This window comes from Paenibacillus tyrphae, assembly GCF_024158745.1.
In the GTDB taxonomy this organism is placed as follows: domain Bacteria; phylum Bacillota; class Bacilli; order Paenibacillales; family NBRC-103111; genus Paenibacillus_G; species Paenibacillus_G tyrfis_A.
Genome location: NZ_JAMZAW010000016.1, coordinates 39,582 through 59,991 on the forward strand (window position 1 = coordinate 39,582; position 20,410 = coordinate 59,991).

Annotated in this window: 16 protein-coding genes; 8 read left to right on the top strand and 8 right to left on the bottom strand. The window is 58.8% G+C overall.

Annotated features, from left to right (window positions below):
* Positions 1-121 precede the first annotated feature (121 nt).
* The gene (locus NI000_RS22935; protein WP_253413716.1) at positions 122-958 is read right to left on the bottom strand and encodes a sulfurtransferase; all 837 of its coding nucleotides are present in this window, start codon (positions 956-958) and stop codon (positions 122-124) included.
* A gap of 105 nt (positions 959-1,063) precedes the next feature.
* Here NI000_RS22935 and NI000_RS22940 point away from each other — a divergent pair, with 105 nt between their 5' ends.
* Genes NI000_RS22940 through NI000_RS22950 form a run of 3 tightly spaced genes read left to right on the top strand, consistent with a single transcriptional unit; the run spans position 1,064 to position 2,631 of the window.
* On the top strand, positions 1,064-1,582 hold the full coding sequence (locus NI000_RS22940; RefSeq protein WP_253413717.1) for a GNAT family N-acetyltransferase: 519 nt from the start codon (positions 1,064-1,066) through the stop codon (positions 1,580-1,582).
* Positions 1,572-2,057 (top strand): DinB family protein, encoded by a 486-nt coding sequence (locus NI000_RS22945; protein ID WP_253413718.1) that lies wholly within the window; start codon positions 1,572-1,574, stop codon positions 2,055-2,057. Before NI000_RS22940 ends, NI000_RS22945 begins: the two co-directional genes overlap by 11 nt.
* A 16-nt stretch (positions 2,058-2,073) precedes the next feature.
* A complete protein-coding gene (locus tag NI000_RS22950; RefSeq protein ID WP_253413719.1) occupies positions 2,074-2,631 on the top strand; it encodes a hypothetical protein in 558 nt (185 codons plus the stop codon).
* 8 nt (positions 2,632-2,639) lie between these two features.
* Here NI000_RS22950 and NI000_RS22955 read toward each other — a convergent pair whose 3' ends face one another.
* Together NI000_RS22955 and NI000_RS22960 are read right to left on the bottom strand one after the other, a co-directional pair.
* Positions 2,640-2,951, bottom strand: a complete 312-nt coding sequence (locus NI000_RS22955) for a 4a-hydroxytetrahydrobiopterin dehydratase (protein WP_253413720.1) — start codon at positions 2,949-2,951, stop codon at positions 2,640-2,642.
* A gap of 14 nt (positions 2,952-2,965) precedes the next feature.
* Complete coding sequence (locus NI000_RS22960; protein WP_253413721.1) at positions 2,966-3,259, bottom strand: hypothetical protein; 294 nt, start codon at positions 3,257-3,259, stop codon at positions 2,966-2,968.
* Between the two features lie 289 nt (positions 3,260-3,548).
* Between NI000_RS22960 and NI000_RS22965 the strand changes: the two genes are divergently transcribed.
* The 3 genes from NI000_RS22965 to NI000_RS22975 all read left to right on the top strand — a co-directional run bounded on the left by NI000_RS22965 (position 3,549) and on the right by NI000_RS22975 (position 11,470).
* The gene (locus tag NI000_RS22965) at positions 3,549-5,150 is read left to right on the top strand and encodes an SWIM zinc finger family protein (RefSeq protein ID WP_253413722.1); all 1,602 of its coding nucleotides are present in this window, start codon (positions 3,549-3,551) and stop codon (positions 5,148-5,150) included.
* Positions 5,138-8,182 carry a DEAD/DEAH box helicase gene (locus NI000_RS22970; protein WP_253413723.1) on the top strand — a complete coding sequence of 1,015 codons (3,045 nt, stop codon included), beginning with the start codon at positions 5,138-5,140 and terminating at the stop codon, positions 8,180-8,182. Before NI000_RS22965 ends, NI000_RS22970 begins: the two co-directional genes overlap by 13 nt.
* 372 nt (positions 8,183-8,554) lie before the next feature.
* A complete protein-coding gene (locus tag NI000_RS22975) occupies positions 8,555-11,470 on the top strand; it encodes an ATP-binding protein (protein WP_253413724.1) in 2,916 nt (971 codons plus the stop codon).
* A 187-nt stretch (positions 11,471-11,657) separates the two neighbouring features.
* Here NI000_RS22975 and NI000_RS22980 read toward each other — a convergent pair whose 3' ends face one another.
* Genes NI000_RS22980 through NI000_RS22990 form a run of 3 tightly spaced genes read right to left on the bottom strand, consistent with a single transcriptional unit; the run spans position 11,658 to position 15,515 of the window.
* Positions 11,658-13,250 carry a UDP-glucose--hexose-1-phosphate uridylyltransferase gene (locus NI000_RS22980; RefSeq protein WP_253413725.1) on the bottom strand — a complete coding sequence of 531 codons (1,593 nt, stop codon included), beginning with the start codon at positions 13,248-13,250 and terminating at the stop codon, positions 11,658-11,660.
* A 57-nt stretch (positions 13,251-13,307) separates the two neighbouring features.
* The gene (gene galE, locus NI000_RS22985) at positions 13,308-14,294 is read right to left on the bottom strand and encodes a UDP-glucose 4-epimerase GalE (RefSeq protein ID WP_253413726.1); all 987 of its coding nucleotides are present in this window, start codon (positions 14,292-14,294) and stop codon (positions 13,308-13,310) included.
* 45 nt (positions 14,295-14,339) lie between these two features.
* Positions 14,340-15,515, bottom strand: coding sequence for a galactokinase (locus NI000_RS22990; RefSeq protein WP_253413727.1), 1,176 nt, complete (start codon positions 15,513-15,515; stop codon positions 14,340-14,342).
* Positions 15,516-15,731: 216 nt separating this feature from the next.
* On the opposite strand from NI000_RS22990, the gene NI000_RS22995 reads away from it, so the two are divergent.
* Positions 15,732-16,619 (top strand): AraC family transcriptional regulator, encoded by an 888-nt coding sequence (locus NI000_RS22995; protein WP_253413728.1) that lies wholly within the window; start codon positions 15,732-15,734, stop codon positions 16,617-16,619.
* A gap of 46 nt (positions 16,620-16,665) precedes the next feature.
* Here NI000_RS22995 and NI000_RS23000 read toward each other — a convergent pair whose 3' ends face one another.
* Positions 16,666-18,621, bottom strand: a complete 1,956-nt coding sequence (locus NI000_RS23000; RefSeq protein ID WP_253413729.1) for a sensor histidine kinase — start codon at positions 18,619-18,621, stop codon at positions 16,666-16,668.
* Positions 18,622-18,996: 375 nt separating this feature from the next.
* Between NI000_RS23000 and NI000_RS23005 the strand changes: the two genes are divergently transcribed.
* Entirely contained in the window at positions 18,997-19,689 is a 693-nt protein-coding gene (locus NI000_RS23005; protein ID WP_036688281.1) for a response regulator transcription factor, read from the top strand.
* Between the two features lie 8 nt (positions 19,690-19,697).
* Here NI000_RS23005 and rluF read toward each other — a convergent pair whose 3' ends face one another.
* Positions 19,698-20,396, bottom strand: a complete 699-nt coding sequence (gene rluF, locus NI000_RS23010) for a 23S rRNA pseudouridine(2604) synthase RluF (protein WP_253413730.1) — start codon at positions 20,394-20,396, stop codon at positions 19,698-19,700.
* Positions 20,397-20,410 lie beyond the last annotated feature (14 nt).

The window sequence follows — 20,410 nt, forward strand, 5'->3', positions numbered from 1 at the left end:
GTTTTCTCCGGCTTCTTGTTTGCAAGCTGTTTGCAAACAAGCCCAAAGAGGGCCGCAACAGTCCGCCTCACGGCAACCTGTCGCAGCCCTCCAACCCGCGTCCGACGCGGCCTCTCGGCTCTTACTCTTCCCCCGTCGCTACTGGATTGTCCGCGTAGGAAATCCAATCGCTCCAGCTTCCGGGGTACAGCTTCACATTGTTCAGCCCCGCTTCGCTCAGCGCGATCACATTCGGGCAGGCCGTAACGCCGGAACCGCAATAGACGATGATCTCCTCCGCCTGACGGAGCGCGTCGAAACGCTCGGCCAGCGCAGCTTCGTTCTTCCAAGCGCCGGTCTCGTCCAAGGCGTCCTTCCAAAAATACGACTTCGCGCCGGGAATATGTCCGGCGATCCGGTCGATCGGCTCCTCGATGCCGAGGTAGCGCTTCACTTCGCGGGAATCGATCAAAGTCACACCGGGCTTGCCCAGCCGTTCCTTGACCTGCTCGACGCTGACAGCTATGTCTTCGCGCACGCGGGGCGTAAATACGGCCTCGCGCAGTAACGGCGGCTCGTCGGTGACAGGGTAACCCGCTTCCTTCCACTTGCTGTAGCCCCCGTCCAAAAGATACACCTTATCGTGGCCGAGGTAAGTGAGCAGCCACCATAAGCGCGAAGCCATCGCTCCGCCCTGATCGTCGTAAGCGACGACGGTGGAGTCGGCATGGATGCCTGCTTGCCCCAGCTTCGCCGCAAGCTTCTGCACGTCAGGAAGCGGATGGCGGCCGCCGTGCTCCGTGATCGGGCCCGACAGGTCTCGCTCCAGGTCAAAATACACCGCGCCGGGAATGTGATCGATATCGTAGCTTTGCTTCCCCGATTCCGACTTCCCCAGCGTGAACCGGCAATCCGCGATGACGATGTGATCGTCCGTACCATGTTCGAAGAGCCACGGTTGGCTTATAATATGCTTCAAACCAATCACTTCCTTAGATGGGATGAAATACGGTATAGTTATCAGTATACAACGGAAAAATGCCCGGCGAAAGCACAAACGTCGGTGCAAAAAGCAGGAGGAACGATGCCAATCGAAACAAAAAGCTTCCGTCTCGTTCCGATGCGGGAAGAGCATGGGCGCGATGTCTGTATGTGGAATTATCCGCCTCCCTACGATCTATACCATTGGGACCCGTGGGAGTGGATGGTAGCGCGCGGCGAGGAATTCGGCGATCCGCGCATCCGCGAGGCGCAGTTCCGGTCTGTGCTTGACGAATCTGGGGAACTGTGCGGCTTTGCGCAGTTTTTCCCCATGGTCGGCGTCACGCGCCTCGGACTCGGACTGCGGCCGGACTTGTGCGGCAAGGGCAGCGGCACAACGTTTGTTCGCGCCATCGTCAGCGAGGCCAAGCGCAGCGCACCGGGCAACGAAATCGATCTGGAAGTGCTGACGTGGAATCAACGCGCCATCCGGACTTACGAGCGGGCAGGCTTTGTCATCACGGATACGTATGAACGCCCGACGCCGGATGGGTCCGGCGAGTTTCACTGCATGGTATGGACAGGCACGATTAACGAAGGAGGACAAGACAATGGGGAATGATGTACGAGCGAAGGCCGAGCTGCTTGACGAGTTTCGCGGGCTGCTCGCTTTTGCAGAGGAAATTCGCAGCGTGGACGAGCAGACATGGGACAAGCCTATGGCGCCCGGCAAGTGGACGATGAAAGAAGTGGCCGGGCATCTGCTGCTGTGGGACCAGTATTTCTACGAATCGGCGGTCGGCAAAATCGCGGAAGGCAAGCCGCTGACGCTGAAGCATCTGGATTTCGACGCGTTTAACGCCCGGGCGGCGCAGTACGGGCGGGATCAATCCGGCGGCAAGCTTGTGGAGGAGCTCGTATTATGGCGCAGCCGGCTTGTGGATACGCTGGAAGGGTTGTCAGAGACGGAATTCCGCCGTTCGTTTCCGGACTTGGACGGCAAGCCGTTCGTCATCTCGGAGTACATCCCGGATTTCGTCTGGCATGACCGGCATCATATCGCGCGAATTCGCGAATTTTTGAATCCATCGAGCTAAGATCGGAGATCATCGATTGAAAAAAGAAGCGCTGCTGCGGATCGCGGAAATTTTGAACAGCAATGCCGTCGACTGGGGGCTTGGAGGTTCGTCCATGCTTTGGTTTCACGGGCTCATCGACCGCCCCAACGACATCGATCTGCTGGTCGCGGAACACGATGCGCTGCGGGCGCACGAGCTGTTAAGCCAGCTCGGAACGTACGAGACGCTGCAGCCAAAGGAGCCGTTCTGCACCAAATACTTCACCCATTACACCCTACTCGGTACGGAAGTCGATGTCATGGGCTTGCTCGGTATCCGTCATGCGGAAGGCGTATACCGGTTGGACTGGCGCATGGACGCAAACACGCGGGTCGAACCGCTGGAGGGCGTCTCCGTCCCGCTGACGCCGCTGGAAGATTGGTTCGTACTGTACCTGCTCATGCCCTGGCGAGGCGGCAAAGCCGATCTCATCGAAGCCTGCCTGAAGCAGCAAGGCATTCGGCGGGACCGGCTGGAGGCCGCCTTGCGGCAGCCGTTACCGGCCGAAGTACGCGCACGCGTGCTTGCAGCTATGGCAGTGGCGGGAGGCTAGAGCAAGAGCTACGGCGTGCGCTCGTCTGCGTTTCCGGCATAAGCCTCGTCGTACCGGGCGACGCTCGCGAAGTCGAGCTCCGTCAATCCGCCCGCATTCCACGACGTCAGACGGAGCGTCACCATCCGATAATCGATGGCGATCATCGGGTGATGGTTCATGGCTTCCGCGATGTCTGCAATCCGGTTCACAAACGCGATACTGCCTGCAAAGGCGGGGAAGCGGTATTTTTTCACCAGCCACTTCCCCTCTTCCACCGTCCAGCCCTCAAGACCGGACAGACTCGCCTTCACTTCTTCCGCCGTCAGCTTGCTCCCCATGCCCTGCCGCCTCCCTATACCAAGTGTATGACCCTTGTTAGCGCTTCCCCTTGATCGATGCGGATGACATGCCGCTTCGGGTCGTGCGTAACGGTACAGTCGCCGACGCTCATCTGCGCTTCTGTCCCGAGCCCGTAGAACAAATCGTCGGCCAGCGTCTTGATGCACTCCTTCCGCTCGCCTTCGTCCAATTCGCCCCAATCCTCGACCGACATTTCCAGAAACTCGTGGCATCGTTCGATTTCTTGCAGCGCTTTCGTAAAATCGTCAATAATGTCGCGGTATTCCCTGCCGAATTTAATCCCCATCGTTCTCCGCCTTTCCCGTTGCCACCGTCGCTTCCGCGTATCTGATTCGCCCTGTCCGTAGGTCCATGCTCTCCGAAGAGACGGCGGCTCGCGGCCGGGCGGACGGCAACGGCAATCATGTTTTGGCAATCCTTTTGACTCATTGTACTCGGAAACCGGACGGCCCGCAACCGCAGCAATAAAGCCGTGTACGAGGAAAAAAAGTCGCATTTCGGCCTTGATCCGGCACGCATTTCGATGCAAAATCTGGTACACTATAAGGATAGACAAAAAGGGCGGTGGGCGAAACATGCTGAAGCTGCAGATTCCGAAAAATCGAATAAATGAGCTGATCGGGCATCTGCGCGACAATTTCGACCCGGCCAGGCTTGAGCGCGGATGGGCTTATTACCACAAGGGGCAAGTGGCGGAGCTGGAGCTGAAGCATGGCGTGGAAGTGCATGCTTTGGTGCGCGGTACGAAGCGCTACGAAGTGATTCTCGATCTGGACCAGTTCGGCAAAAGCGAATGCAGTTGCCCGGACGGGGACAACTGCAAGCATATGGCCGCAGTCGCTTTCGCTCTGTACGCGCCGTTCGGCCGTCCGGAGCTGCTGCTCCAGCAGCTCAAGCAGGCGATCGCCGTGCGTTCGCGGCAGCAGGCCAAGCAGACGGCGGTCTCCAAGGCTGCGGAGAAGCGGCAGGACCGGTTCGAGCCTCCGGCCCCCGATCACACGCCGGCCCAGTGGCAGAAGTTTTTTGACCAGCAGTTTTACGGCTTTTCCCTCAACCAGCAGCAATCGATCGAGCTGTTCTACAGCGCGGTCAAGGAAAAGCTGCTGCCCTACGGCGAAGGCTGGGAGCAGCCGCTGCGGGGGCTGTACTCGCTTCATGTGCTGTTCTTCGTGATGCGGAAAATCGAACAATTTTATCAGGAGACGAAAACGTCCTACCTTTCTTATTATATCGAAACGGGCTGCCGGACGGTCGGCCGCCAATGTCTGGAGGAGCTGCTACGGCTTGTTCCCCGGCTCGATGTCGCCCTTTTGGCGGAAAAAGCTTCTGCTCCCTGGAAGGAGACGCTCGGTCTGCTGGCGGAGGCGGCGCTGTCGGGGAAGGAATCGCCTTTGTCGTGGTCTACCGTATACCGCAGCGTCTGGTGGCGGATGACAAGCTATCCCGCATGGATGGCGGAGGAACGCGCCCGGCTGCGGCGCATGCTGGAATCGCCCGATCTGATGCCGAGGCGGCGGGATGCGCTGCTGCTGGCGGAGGCGCATTTTGCCGTGATCGAAGGCGACGACGACGCGGCGCGGGAGAAGCTCGAAGCGCTGTCCAAGCGGGAAGCGCGGGACTACTTCCTCTATCTGCACCGCTGCTACGAGGAAGAAGCGTGGGACCGGATGCTGGCCTGGCTTCGCTGGCTGCTGCCTGTAGTACAGCGGGCCCAGCAGGAGGAGCTGCGGCAGTTTTGCCAATATTGGATGGAGGCGGTGCAGCAGCAGACCGACGACGGCGAGTGGGTGTCGGTCATGATCGCGCTGCTGCCGCGGACGTACCATTTCTATACGGCTTACTTGATGAAGGCGCAGCGCTATAAGGCTTGGATCGACTTGCAGCTCTCGAACCGCGTCTCGCCGCTGGATCTGTACTCGCTGGATTTGCAAACGGTCGAAAAGCACGACCCGTCGCTGATGCTGCCGCTGTTTCACCAGGCGGTAGAGCGTTGCATCGCGGAGAAAAACCGGACGGCCTACAAAAACGCCGTACGCTTGCTGAAAAAGCTGCACACTATGTACAAAAAACTGAACCGGTCGAACGACTGGGAAGATTTCATTTACCGGCTGGCGATGAAATATTCGCGCCTGCGCGCGCTGCAGGAAGAGCTGAGGAAAGGAAAATGGATTCCATGACCGATACGGGCCTCACCCACGTCCATGTGCGCTGGGCGCCGCAGGGCGGCTTCTTCCTGTGGGGCGCCCGCTATAACGGCGGTATCTGCGACGCTTACGATTTGCGGGACTGGCTGTTCGCTTGGCACGAGCCTTCCTTCTATGGAACGTTCATCGAAGTCGTCGAGTCGCAGAACGTCGAAGGATTGCTGCTGCCTGTGCTGGAAGCGCTTGACTATTTTGCGGCGCCGGGCGTCGTCCGGCACCAACGGCTCGCCTTCGGCCGCGAGCTGAAGGAGCTGACACAGCTTGCGCCCCATGTCAAGGAAGCGCTGACGCACGGCCGCTTCATGCCGGATTTCGCCAAGTGGAAGGCCGGGGAGCTCGGCTGGAAGCTGCAGCTGCCCGAGGCGGCAGCGGCCTGGTCCGCCTCGCCGGTTGCGCAGCATTGGCTGGATCTGCTCATCCCGGCGTGGATTCAGGAGGACGGCGTCATGCGCCAGAGTCTGGAGCAGCTGGAGCGCTCGTTTCCACTGCTTGGACGCGGGGGCGGTCAGGCAGCCGAGCTGTGGATGGACGAGGAGGACTGGCTCATCTCCATCGGCTGGCAGTCGGACGGCACGCCGTTCCGCACGTGCCTGAAGCTCGAAGAGCCGGCGGAGTCCGGCAGCGCATGGCCGCTGCGCGTCGTGCTGCAGGACCGTAGCGACAAGGACGTGCAGCGCGAGGTGGCCCCGTCCGCCGTCGCCGGTTGGGCCGCGGCGGAGCCGGAAGCCGGCGTGACGGCCGCGGACGAAGCCGCGAGCGATGCGGTAGGCGGCATTGTGCCGCCTGAAGCGCAAGCGGAAGCGCAAGCGGAAGCGCCCGCGGACAACGCCGCGGACCGCGAGGCCGTGGCGGCTGAGGCGCTCCCCGCCGAGTGGCGCCTGCATCTCGGCCGCGCAGCGCGCGATGCGGCGAAATGGCGGCGCATGCTGCCGTGGCTGGCCGAGGGCGAAGCCGGGCTGCGCAGCACGCTGACGCCGGACGAGGCGTGGGAGCTGCTGGCCAAAGGCAGCCTGCGCCTGATGGAAGCGGGCTATTCGGTCATCTTGCCCGCTTGGTGGGAACGCATCCGCAGATGGCGGCCGCGCCTCAAAGCGAAGATCAAATCGTCGGTCGGCTCCGGCCCGCAGTCGATGTTCGGCCTGAATCAGCTCATGCAGTTCGATTGGAAAATCGCGCTGGGCGACGTCGAGCTGACCGAGGCTGAATTCCGCGAGCTGCTGGAGCAGAACCGGCGGCTTGTGCAAATCCGCGGGCAGTGGATCCAGCTCGACCCGGTTCATCTTGCCCAACTCCAGCGCGTCATGCATCAGGTGGAGAAGAAGCAGGGGTTGTCGTTCCGGGACGTGCTGGAGCTTCATCTGCTCGGCTCCAGCGAAGGCGAAGAGGACAAAGACTTCCACCGTACGCTCAACATGGAAGTCGAGCTTGACGAGCAGCTTCAGGAGCTTGTCGATCTGCTGAATCATTCGAAGCGCCCGCCGCTGCTGGAGCCGCCGGACAGCTTCCGCGGCAAGCTGCGGCCGTATCAGGTGGAAGGCATCTCGTGGCTCGTGTTCTTGCGCGAATGCGGTCTCGGCGGCTGTCTGGCCGACGACATGGGGCTCGGCAAGACGATCCAGATGATCACGTATTTGCTACACCTCCGGGAACAGCAGCTGGCCATCGATACCCAAGTGGCTGACACGCCGCAGACGGGCGGGGCCGCCCCTTCCCTGCTGATCTGCCCGACGTCCGTGCTGGGCAACTGGCAGAAGGAGCTGCAGCGCTTCGCGCCGGACCTGCGCGTGCATCTGCATTACGGGCCGGCCCGGGCCAAAGGAAACAGCTTCGCCGAGAGCTGCAGCGAAAGCGACCTCGTGCTGACGACGTACACGCTGTCGCATCTGGATGAGACGGAGCTCGGCTCCGTTTCATGGGAATCGATCTGTCTCGACGAAGCGCAGAACATTAAGAACGCCTACACGAAGCAGGCGCAATCGATCCGCAAGCTCGCCGGGCGGCACCGGATCGCCTTGACCGGGACCCCGATCGAGAACCGGCTGACCGAGCTGTGGTCGATCTTCGATTTTCTCAACCCGGGCTATCTCGGTACGCTGCGCGATTTCACCCAGCGGTACGTCGGCGCCATCGAGCGCACGCAGGACAAGGAGCTGATCGCCAAAGTACAGCGGCTGATCCGGCCCTTTCTGCTGCGGCGTATCAAGAAGGACCCATCCATTCAGCTCGATCTGCCGGAAAAGTACGAGTACAAAACGTACGTCTCGCTCACGGCCGAGCAGGCGACGCTGTACGAGAACTACATTCAAGATATGTTCGAGCGGATCGACAAGCTGTCGGCGATGGAGCGCCGCGGGATGATTCTCGCCGCGCTGACGAAGCTGAAGCAGATCTGCAATCATCCGGCGCTGCTCGCCAAGGATGCCGTCCGGGCACCGTGGCGCGAACGCTCGAACAAGGTCGAACGGCTGCTGGAAATGGTGCAGGAGCTGCGGCAGGAAGGCGACAAGTGTCTTATTTTCACCCAATTCGTGGAGACGGGGCATTTGCTGCAGCGGGTGCTGGAAGAAGAGTTTGGAGGCAAGGTGCCTTTTCTTCACGGAGGCAGCTCCAAGGCGGAGCGGGATCGCATGATCGAAACGTTCCAAGGCGAAGCGCCGCCGGAGGAGAACGATTCCGGTATCTTCCTGCTGTCGCTCAAAGCCGGCGGCACCGGACTGAATCTGACCGCGGCGAATCACGTGTTCCATTTCGACCGTTGGTGGAATCCCGCGGTGGAAAACCAGGCGACGGACCGCGCTTTCCGGATCGGCCAGACGCGCCATGTGCAGGTACACAAATTCGTCACGCTGGGTACGCTGGAGGAACGCATCGACGAGATGATCGACAAGAAGCTCGGGCTCAGCCAGCAAATCGTCGGCACCGGCGAGCAGTGGATCACCGAGCTGTCGACGGACGACTTGAGAGAGTTGTTCTCCCTGCGCAGCGAATGGGTGGAGCGCGCCTGAGCCGCTCCGCCGTTCGCCTCAAATACAGCTAGACAGCAGGAAACGCAGATCTGCGGCAAGTCCCTCCCTTTTCCCACGCTTCATGCGCAGCCTAATCCGAATCAAGCAAGGACGCGAGCTCCAGCATGCGGCTTGAAGAGACGCGTCCTTTTCCCCTTCCCTTTCTCCTCCGCTTCCGGAAAACAATAGGAATGCAAAGCTTCCTGACATCCTTCGACTCATGCCGTCATAAGCTGCTCTTTTCGGCAAAGCAGTGATTTTTTTTGCGTTCCGGCTTGAAATGCACCGTTCGCGATAGAGGATTTACTCTGCTTTTGTCGAACTAGGAACGTACAAAAAAGAATGTCTATTTGCCAAGAAGGTGGCTCTGCCATGAACATGACACGATCGAAAATTTCACTCGGGTACGTGATTGTCGTGATTTCCCTGCTCGTGATGATCAGCGTCTCCAGCTTTGTTGCATCCTCCAGCACGGAAAAGGAACTGAACAGCGTCGTTAACGAAGTGATTCCGCTAAACAATTTGGCCGAAAGCATCCTGGTCGATCTGGTCAATATGGAATCCGGGCTGCGGGGCTACGAAGTGACGCAAGACGAGAAATATCTGGAGCCCTACGATTTCGGCAAAGCCCAGTTGCAGGACGACTTGCTCGCCATGGCTGCGTTTCAGAAAAAATACCCCGGCCTGCGCAGCGTCATGGAAGGCGACGCGATCCCGCAAATTCAGCGGCTGCAGGAGCATTATGCCAGCCAAATCGAGCTGATCCGCGCCGGGAAGCTGCCTGACGCGATCAAGCGGGTGTCCATGGGCAAGAACCAGATGGACCGCTTTCGCCAAATTCATACGAAGCTGACCGCCGAGATCGAGCTTATTGCAGAGGAAGCGTATTCATCGGCTCAAACCTCGGAGAAACGGGCGCGCGTCATCGTTTTCATCGGAGGCGGGATCGCCATTATCGTCGGCCTGTTCTCGTTCTTCATCTTCAACCGGGCCAATCAAGCCGAAGCCAAGCTGCGCAAAAGCGAGGAAACGTACCGGTACATGGCGGAAAGCCTGGAGGTGCAGAACGAAGAGATCATTGCCCAGCAGGAGGAGCAGGAAGCGACGCTGGAGAAGCTGTCGCAGCGCGAGCTGGAATTGGAAGCCATCAGCAGCTATCAGGAAAAGCTGACTGGCTCGACGGACATGGCCGACTTTTTGAACGCTTCCCTCCCGGCGCTGCTGGAATCGCTGCATCTCGACGCGGCTCTGCTTTTATTGAAAACGCCGGGCGGCGACGGGACGGAAGCCTCTTATCAGGTCGCCTATTCCATCGGCTATCCGTCGACGCTGCCCACGATGCTGGAAAGCGAACTGTTCGGCACGGCGCGGCGCGTCCTGAAGGAGAAAATGCCGATGGAGTGCGTGCGTCAAGCCACTGCGCAGGAGGGCGGCTTCCATCAAGGCATCACCCACGCGATAGACCGCTATTATCCGCTGTTCAACGATGAGCATGAAGCGACCGGCTTCCTGCTGCTGACCGGATATCTAACTTCGCCGGACGAGCAAAAAACGCGGCTGGCCAAAGGGCTTATCCGCCAATTCGGACTTGCCTTCCTGGCGCAGCAAATGAACGAGGAGCGCCGTCGTCAATCCGCCCGTCTGGAGGCGCTCTACGAGCAGCTTCAGCAGGAGAAGGCGGCGATGGAGGAGCAGCGCGACCTGATCAACAATATCCTCGAATCGACTCATGAGGGCATGATGATGTGCGATGCTTCAGGGAAGCTGATGTTTTTCAATCATCGCATGCACGATTTCCTCCGGCTTAGCGAACGCACCGGCGAATCGATCGCCGAGATCAGCCAGGAGCTGCTCGATCGCTCGCCGAGCTTCGCCCGCGTTTCCCAATCGATCCGCGGCCTGCTCCGAGGCGACTTGAATACGCTGACGGAGCGCTTCTCCTTCACCGACGGGGAAGAGCAGCAAAGATATGTGGAGCTGTACGCCATCCGGATGATGGTCGAACGCCACGACGAGGAGCTCGGCTTCCTGTTCGTATTCCGCGACCGGACCGAGGAAGAGAAAGTCGACGAGATGAAAAACGAATTCATCAGCATCGTCTCCCACGAGCTGCGGACGCCGCTTGCGAGCGTTCTCGGTTTTATCGAGATTTTGCTCAACCGCCAGCTTACGCCGGAGAAGCAGCAGCGTTACCTGCAAACCGTCTATAAAGAGGCGACCCGGCTTTCGACGTTGATCAACGACTTTTTGGATCTGCAGCGGATGGAATCCGGCAAGCAAATTTATCATTTTGCCCCGGTGGAGCTGGGAGGATTGCTGCAGGAGGTGGTCGAGCAGTGGCGGGGCAAGCAAAGCCACGACCTCTCGCTGCATCTGCCGCAGCATGAAGTGTGGGTGCGCGGCGATGCAGACCGGCTGAAGCAGGTGGCGCACAATTTGCTCAGCAACGCGATCAAATACTCGCCTCAGGCGGACCGTGTCGATCTGACGCTCCGGCAGGATGGCGAAGCCGTACAATTTCTGGTTCAGGATTACGGCCTCGGCATTCCGGAGGAAGCCAAGGATAAGCTGTTCTCCAAATTTTACCGCGTCGACAATTCCGACCGCAGGCAGATCGGCGGAACAGGCCTCGGGCTGTCCATCGTGCGAGAAATCGTCGAAGGTCACGAGGGGACGGTCGCGTTCGAATCGGAGATGGGGTCAGGCTCGACCTTCACCGTGACGCTCCAAGCTTACCGGGTCGGTACGGCGGACAACAGCATCATGATTTTGGAGGATGACGATAATTTGGCGAAGCTGATTCAAGTGGCGCTCGCCAAGCTGCATATCCCGACGATGCATGTGCGCTCGGCCGAGGAAGGCATTCTCGCCCTGCACCGGATCGAAGAGGGCGGTCCGAGACTGTGCATCGTGGACATTCATTTGGAGGGAACGAAGAACGGCTGGGATTTCATCGGCGAGTTGTACCGCCATCCGAAGTTTTACCGGACCCCGGTGATCGTATCCACGGCTCTGGAGCCTCCGCAGGATTATCACGAGAAAGATATCGAGAAGTTTCTGCGCAAGCCGTTCTCGATGGATAAATTGCTGCAGGTGGCCGAGCAGTTGCTCAACGACACCGATCGGCATCCGTCGTACATTTTCCCGGCACAGGATGAAAATTTCTTGACCAACACGCTCGCCAAAAACGGCATCGAGGTCGAAGAGATCACCCGGAAGCCCGATCTGATCGAGATCGAGCCGAAGACGCGCCGGCCTTCCGGCGACGAAGGCTCCCGGGCGGGATAACCCCAGCCCCGATTCCATGAAGAAGCACAAGACCCCCATTCGGCGCTCCGTCAACACGGTGCCCGGATGGGGGTCTTTTTCTAGCTCCTCTATAGTCAATAAGGGCATGCTGGAATGGACCGGAACAATTACTGCCTGCTCTTGTCGCTCAATAGACGTTCCTTGGACAACTGTTCCCGTTCCCGCATTAAGCCTGCACACCAAGGTGCCGCAAAAACGTCCGGAACCGCTCCATTCCCTGCTCGCTGCGCTTGTACACGCCCGCATCGCGCAGCACGTCCGCGAACTTGCGGCCCGTCTCCGTTTGCAGCGCCTGCCTCGCGTCCTCCTCCGGCATAGCCGTACCGTAACGGCCAACAAGCTCCTCCAGCCATTCGGCATGCTTGTGCAGCGGATGCGACGGATCGCGCGTAATCTTCCCGTCCAGCTTCTCTTCCCCGGTCAGCAGCCTGAACGCCAGCTCCAGCTCGTCCTTGAGACGGCCCGGCAGCACGGCGAGCCCCATCACCTCGATCAAGCCGATGTTCTCTTTCTTGATGTGGTGAAGCTCCTTGTGCGGGTGAAAAATGCCGTCGGGATGCTCCTCGCTGGTCCGGTTGTTGCGCAGCACCAGATCAAGCTCGTATTCCCCGCTTGAATTGTTGCGGGCAATGGGGGTGATCGTGTTGTGCGGCACCTTGACGCCCGCCTGCTCCGTAAACGCGAAAATATCTTGCGACGGGTCGCTGTAAGACTTCCACGCGTCCAGAATCGCCGTGGCGAGCTTCAGCAGCTGATCGCGGTTGTGGGCGCCGATGCGGATGACCGACATTGGCCATTTGACGATGCCGATCTTCACGCCGGGATAATCCGGATGACTGAAGCTTTCCTCAACGCCGGCCTTTTCCATCGGAAACTTGTGCCGCCCGCCTTGAAAATGATCGTGGTTCAAGATCGATCCACCCACAATCGGCAGGTCGGCATTCGAGCCGATGAAGTAATGCGGGAAGCGCTCCACGAAATCGAGCAGGCGCTCGAACGTCTCCTTCGACGTCTTCATCGGCCGATGCTCCCGGTCAAAAATGATACTGTGCTCGTTGTAATACACGTAAGGCGAATACTGAAAATACCACGTTTCCCCGGCCAACTCAACCGGAATGACTCGCAGGTTCTGCCGCGCCGGATGATTGAGCCTGCCGGCGTAGCCCACGTTTTCGATGCACAGCAGGCATTTGGGGTAATGGCTCTGCGGCGCGTTTCGGAGCATCGCGATTTCTTTCGGGTCTTTCTCGGGCTTCGACAAGTTTACGGTAATTTCGATATCGCCATATTCCGTCGGCGCAAGCCAATACATGTTTTTGCCGATTCGGTCCATACGGATGTAGTTCGAGTCGATGCACAGCTTGTAGAAAGCATCCGTCGCCGTTTCGATCCCGGCGGACTTCGCGGTCGTCCAGAACCGGTGCACAAGCTCGGATGCCCGAGGCATGAGCTGCCCCATCAAACGTGCATCCAGCAGATCGCGCACTGTCGTGTTATTTTCTTCAAGCAGGCCCAATTCGGCCGCGTAATCGAGCAGCGGCTCCAGCAGCTCCACTACGCTGTCAGCCACCGGCTCGCTCAGCTCGCCCTCGTACGGCTCGCCGATACACAGCAGATCGAGCAGCCCGTTGCGGGCCGCATAGACATCCAGCGGCTCCAATAGTCCGCGCTTCAGGCCGAATTGCAGCAGCCGTTCGACCCAATAGGCCGCCTTCCGGTCGGGGGAGCCGAATTCCATTTCCTTCTGTCTTTGTTCCATTGTTCTCCACTCCTTCGGATCGGCAGGCCTTCGGCCCGAACGCCTGCACCCGTAATTTTACTTGCCGTAGCCGTCCGGATTCGCTTGATGCCAAGCCCATGCAGAGGCGATAATTTGCTTCAGGCTGTGCCGCTTCGGCTGCCAGCCCAGCTCCGTTCTGCCGCGCTCCGAGGAGGCGACAAGCACCGCCGGGTCTCCCGCTCTGCGGGCTTCGACGACCGCCGGAATCGCATGTCCCGTCACTTCGCGCGCGATGTCGATCACTTCTTTCACGGAGAAGCCTTTGCCGTTGCCCAGATTGTACACGCTGCTATCCCCGCCGGCGCGAAGCTTTTCTACCGCCAGGATGTGGGCGTCTGCCAGGTCGGTCACATGAATGTAGTCGCGGATGCACGTGCCGTCCGGCGTCGCATAATCTTCACCGAAAATCGAGATATGCGCGCGCTTGCCAAGCGCCACCTGCAGAATGATCGGCACCAGATGAGTCTCCGGCGAATGGTCTTCGCCGATCCGGCCGCTTTCGTGCGCACCGGCCGCGTTGAAATAGCGCAGCGAGACGTATTTGATGCCGTGCGCGGTATCGAACCAGCGCATCATCTTCTCCATGGCGAGCTTCGTTTCGCCGTAAGCGTTCGTCGGCAGCGTCCGGTCCGTTTCCAGAATTGGAACGTTCTCCGGTTCGCCGTACGTCGCCGCCGTAGACGAGAACACGATTTTTTTGACGCCATATTCGTTCATTTTCTCCAGCAGGCAGAGCGTCCCATAAACATTGTTATGATAATATTTGCCGGGGAGCTGCATGCTTTCGCCGACGAGCGAGCTCGCTGCGAAGTGAATGACGGCGTCGATCTTGTTTTCACGGAATACCGTATCCAAAAAGTCCGCATCGCGAATATCCCCGACGTACAGCTTGCCGCCGAGCACCGCTTCCCGGTGTCCCTGCTGCAAATTGTCGACGACAACCACCTCTTCGCCTTTTGCCAGCAGCTCCGCTACCGTATGCGAGCCGATATAACCCGCGCCTCCGGTTACCATAATGGCCATAATCAAGCCTCTCCTTCCGTCAAGCTGAATATATTTGTTGGTTTCCTATAGCTGCATCTCCTGCACGCCATTCCCAATGTCGCATACGTAGAAGTCCGCGGTCAAGCCGGTCTTCTCCTTATACACGCGGCCCACTTCGCCGACAAACCGCTCCACGCTGTCTTGATGCACTAACGATACCGTGCAGCCGCCGAAGCCGGCGCCCGTCATCCGCGAGCCAAGCACGCCGGGAACGGCAAGCGCCGCTTCGACCATCGTATCCAGCTCGACGCCAGTCACCTCGTACAAGTCGCGCAGCGAGTTATGCGAGCCGATCATGAGCCGGCCGAATGCCGCCAAGTCTCCCCGTTCGAGCACCTCGATGGACTGCAGCACCCGGTCGATCTCCTCGACGACGTGCTGCGCCCGCTTGCGCACCGTTTCGTCCGGAATCAGATGCTGCGCGCTCCGGTATTGCTCCAGCGACAGCTGACCGAGCAGCGTCAGGTCGGGATATTCGGCAGCCAAATGCTTCACTGCCTGCTCGCACTGCGAACGGCGCTCGTTGTAGGCCGAGTCGACGAGCCCGCGCTTTTTGTTCGTGTTGCCGATCACCAGCTTGTATTCACCGCTGACGAACGGCACGTGCTTGTATTCCAGCGTATCGCACATGAGCAAAATCGCATGCTCCTTCTTGCCCATCGCTACCGCAAATTGATCCATGATGCCGCACTGTACGCCGATGAACTCGTTCTCAGCCTTTTGCGACAGCAGCGCGATCTCCACTTTGTCCGTCGGCTGCCCTTCCATTGTGAGCAGGCCGTAAGCCGTCACCACTTCGATAGAAGCCGAAGAGGAGAGGCCGGAGCCGTTCGGAATTGCCCCGCTGTACAAAATATCGTAGCCGCCGACGGAAAGCCCCCGCTTTTGCAGCTCGCGGATGATGCCCTTCGGATAATTAATCCAATCGTCTTCAGCGCGGAATTCGACCTGCTGAATGGAAATATGCTTGCGCAGCGGAAAGTTGGTGGAAGCGAATCCCACCTGATCGTCCTCCCGTTTCCGGATCAGCATCGTCGTGCCGAACGTCAGAGCGGCCGGGAAAACGTAGCCTCCGTTGTAATCGGTATGCTCCCCGATCAGATTGACGCGCCCTGGCGCATGAAACGCCCGGATAGGATTGGAGCTATCTCCTCCGTACAGTTCGACAAACTGCTCCTGCAATGCTTTGACTTCCGTCATGACGGTTCACCTCGTAATGGATTTAAGAAGACACGTTCGATATAGTGAATTTCTGTAGTAAGCTTTGCCTCAAGTATAGCCCCGACAACCGGTTTTCACTATGGAGCGATGTCAGAACGACATGGAAAAATGTTAGATCATGAACGCGCAGACATCCCCGGTTGTGCTATACTGAACGTATCCGGGGCGATGCCCCAAAAGGAGGCGAGTCGCGCCGTGTCCGGGCCTGTCAAACGTCCCGATACCTACTTTGTCGTATCCAACCCGTACCCCGCGCCGGAAGACAGCCCTTTGACCGTCCTGTTCGCCGGCCACAGCCAGACGAAACCGGGTCATAAGCCCGGACCGAAGGTGGTCGATTATTATTTGCTGCATCATGTGTTATCCGGCAAAGGCACCTACGTCTGCCAGGGACAGACTTACGAGCTCGGCGCAGGAGACAGCTTCCTGATCGAGCCGGGCAAGCTGGTCAATTACATGGCCGATACGCTTGACCCGTGGCACTACCGCTGGGTCGCCTTCGAAGGACGGCTCGCGGAGCGCTTGCTGCAGGATACGGGCCTGAGTTCGCAGCAGCCGGTCGTGCATACCGGACGAAAGCGCTCGATCGGCGTCCTGTTCCGTCAAGTGCAGCTGGCGTTTCAACACCGCGGCGCAGGCGCCAATCTAGAAGCGAACGGCTGCCTGCATCTGCTGTTCGCCGAGTTCGCGGAAGCGCTTCGCCCCCTTCGCGCGGACGAGCCGGAGCAGGCAACTGCCGCCGGGCAAACGGTGCAGCGGGCACTGCAATATTTATCCAAGCAGTACGCGGAGCCGATCACGATCGAGCTGATGGCCGAGTCGCTCGGCTACAACCGCGCTTATCTCTCGACGCTGTTCAAGCGTCAGACCGGGCTGACGCCCGTGACGTTCCTGCTCCGGCTCCGGCTCGACAAAGCGCGCCATCTGCTGCGGGAGCGCCCGGAGCTGACCGTGGAGCAGATTGCGTCTTCGGTCGGTTTCCAGGACCCGCTGTACTTTTCGAAGCAGTTCAAGCGGCACTACCAGCTCTCGCCGACCGATTACCGCATCTCGCTGCTGCATCCCCCTGATTCCGGCGATTAAACGTCGGGCATGCGATTCACCGCGGGCGCCGCTAACGTCCGAGTCTCTATTCACCCCCTTTCGCAAGGGGCAGCATGAAAGCAATGCAGGCGCCTTGACCGACGCGGCTTTGCGCCCAGATCCGGCCCCCATGGTAGTCGATAATCTCCTTGGCGATGGCCAGCCCGAGGCCGCTGCCGCCGCCGGACGTGTTGCGGGACTTGTCTTTCTTGTAGAAACGGTCGAAAATATACGGCAAGTCTTCCGGATCGATGCCCGAGCCGTTATCCTGCACCTGCACGACAAGCGAATGCTCGTCCACGATAAAATGAAGCTGGATGAGCCCGCCACGGGGCGTATGCTTGACCGCATTGTAAATAACGTTGGTCAGCACCTGATCGATCCGGTCCACGTCGATTTTGACGATGGCCTGCCGGTGGGCTTCGGGCCGCAGCGAGTAGGCGACCGTCTCGAACTTGAGCCCGGCGCCGGCCAGCTCCAGCTCATAGCGCTCGTCGAAATAACGGATAAAATCGTCCGTGCTCACCGGCTGGATATCGAAATCCATCTGTCTAGCCTCCAGCTTCGAGAGCTGGAACAGATCGGCGATGAGCCGGTTCAAGCCCGTGATCCGGTTATGGATGAGCTTTAAATACTTTTGCTGCTGATCGGGCTGGGAGACAACGCCGTCGATGAGCGCTTCCACGTACCCTTGAATCAGCGTCATCGGCGTTCCCAGATCATGCGAGATATTGCTGAGCAGGTGCCGCCTGGACGTTTCCATCCGCGCCAAGTCGTCGTTCATCCGTTCCAAACTGCGGTTGATGCGTTCCAGTTCGGCGGTCCGCTCGCGAATTTTATGCTCCAGACCGGTGTTCATCTCGCGCATTTGCCGCGATAGCGTCTCCACTTCCACGTAAGCCTTGGCCGATTTGGCACTCAGGATAAATGAGGTCATGAATACACAGACAAGCAGCCCGTACGACGATAGCTCGCCAAGCTTGATCCACTGGTTATAGTACATGATGTCCAGCATCACCGTAGCGACGTAAGCGCCCGAGCCGATCGCGGCGAATAGCGCCCCGTCTCTTTTGCGAAGCACGGCGCGGCCCAGGCTGAACAGCAGGTAGCCGCTGGTGAACAGCGTAATGAGCTGGAACGCCGGCGTCGTATAGGTCACCCATGGGGGCGGAATCAGAAATGCCGCGGCCGAGAACGCCACGCCAAGCGCCAAAATAAGCCGGACGATGCCGGAGCGCACCTCCTGTGGGTAAAGCGAGTGCATGAACATAATCATGACGGGCACGCCCATGTAGAAGCATACGTACTCGATGCGCAGCTCCGTCAGCCAATGCACCTCGGGGACAAAATAATACATCACGCCTTCGCCCGCGAAGAAGGCCCGTATGCCGATCAATAAACAAAAAAGGCCGAAATAAAGCGATCCTCTCTCTTTGCGCCTCAGCGCAATCAATCCGATGTGATACAGCCCCATCGACAGCAGGCTTCCGACCACAAGCGTCTCGATCGCAAGCTCTCTCCGGAGCTTGCTGTCCAGCGCGCTCCATGAGCCGAGCTCGACCGGTTTCCAGATGCCCCCGAGCCGGTGATGATAATTGGAAACCTGAATGACGATATCGAGCGGCCCGCCCGTATGGCGGAACCGGATCAAATTCGGAGTATATTGAGGCTTGGAAGTCAGCATGTCTTCTCCGACCGTGCCGCTGCTTGCGACCGGCTCGCCGTTCACCCAAGCCTTGTAGGCCGTACGGATATATGGCAGCTTCAGCCCCAGATCGGAAGCGGGGCCATCCAGCTTCACTTTCAAGTGAAAGGTCGCATGACCCGAACCGCCGGGCTGCACGCCCTCTACCAAGACGCGATTCCACACCTCGGGGAGAGCAATCAAGGTCGCCCGCTCCCCTGCGGCATGCTCCGGGGAGGCCAGCTCTTCCGGCGTCATGAGGCGCATCCAGTGCATATCCCATTCGCCGTCCAGCCGGACCGTTCCATGGGATTCCAAGCCGTAGCCCTCCAGATCTATGACACCTTGAACGGCACGGGGCGCGGACTCCCCGGCAGCGGAACTATAGTAACTGATACCGGCAATCGCGGCGGCCAATAAAACTATGGAAATACACACCCAAAACCATTTATAATAGAAATAGTTTCTGGAAATCGATACCACTTTCTTTCCTGTTGCTCAAATGGGCTTCCTGCTAATATCGTACCTTAAACTGCATTATTTGGAAACCGGGATAAACGGCTCACCTTTGGAGGATTTCGGGACGTTTGTCGCTGCCATATCAGAATCCAGTATCGAGTCCGGCGGGATATGATTCTGATAGTTTCAAAGAAACATCATGTTTCGCCGCATCATCTTTTGGAGGAGAAATCGATGCCTGGAGAAAAAATACTCATCGTCGACGATGAAGCCGAGATTGTCGAATTAATCAGTCTTTATTTGCGTAAGGAGGGGTATGACGTACTGTATTCCGGAAATGGGGCCGAAGCGCTTGCCATGGTGCGGGAGCACCGTCCGGACCTGGTGATTCTCGACATTTTGCTCCCCGAAATGGACGGCATCGAAGTATGCCGGCAGATCCGGAAGTCCTATAATACGCCGATTTTATTTCTGAGCTGCAAAAGCGAGGATATGGATATCATTCTGGGGTTCAGCATCGGAGGGGACGATTACATTACGAAGCCGTTCAGTCCCGGCCAGCTCGTCGCCCGGGTCAAAGCGCATCTGCGCCGCAGCCAGCTGCTTGAGCAGCACAAGGAAGATTCCCAGTACCTGTCGTTTCCGGGACTGGAGATCGATCTGCTCAGCCGGACCGTGAAAGCAAGCGGCGGGCTCGTGCCGCTGTCTTCCAAGGAATTCGACCTGCTGCTGCATCTCGCCCGCTCACCCGGTAAGGTGCTCCCGCTCGAACAGCTGTATAAAATGACCTGGGGCGTGGACAGCAACGGCGACACGCGCACGCTGCTCGTTCACATCAGCAACCTGCGCAAGAAGATCGAGCCGAACCCCACCGATCCGAAGTACATCCATACCGTGCGGGGGATCGGCTACAAATTCAACGTGTAGCATAAAACTTACGGCTGATGCCCGATGGTACTCATCAGCTTGTCCAGCTCTTCCGGGGCCAGATCGCGCCACTGCCCTACCGGCAAACCGGCCAGCTTGATGTTCATAATGCGCACCCGCTTTAACCGGCGCACCTCGTAGCCAAAGGCGGCACTCATCCGGCGGATTTGGCGGTTCAACCCTTGCGTCAGCACGATCCGAAACGTCCGGTCGTCGATGCGGCTCACTTTGCACGGTTTGGTGACGGTTCCGAGAATCCGCACGCCGCTCGCCATTCCCTGCAAAAACATCGGCGTGACCGGTTTGTTCACCGTCACGATGTATTCCTTCTCGTGCTCGTGCTCGGAACGTAATATTTTGTTGACGATATCGCCGTCATTCGTAAGCAAAATCAATCCTTCGGAATCTTTATCCAACCGTCCGATCGGGAAAATGCGCTCGCGGTGTCCCACAAAATCCACGATATTGCCGCGGACGTGCCGTTCCGTCGTGCTGGTGATGCCTACCGGCTTGTGGAGCGCAATATAGACGTGCTTTTTCTTCTCGCTGATCGGTTTTCCGTCGATCCGCACGTCGTCTCCTTCGCTCACCCGGCTTCCGAGCTCGGCCAGCTGGCCGTTAATCGTGACGCGCTTTCCCTCGATCAGCTGATCCGCTTCGCGCCGGGAGCAAATTCCCGTTTCGCTGATATATTTGTTGATTCTCATCGTTCTCACTCCGC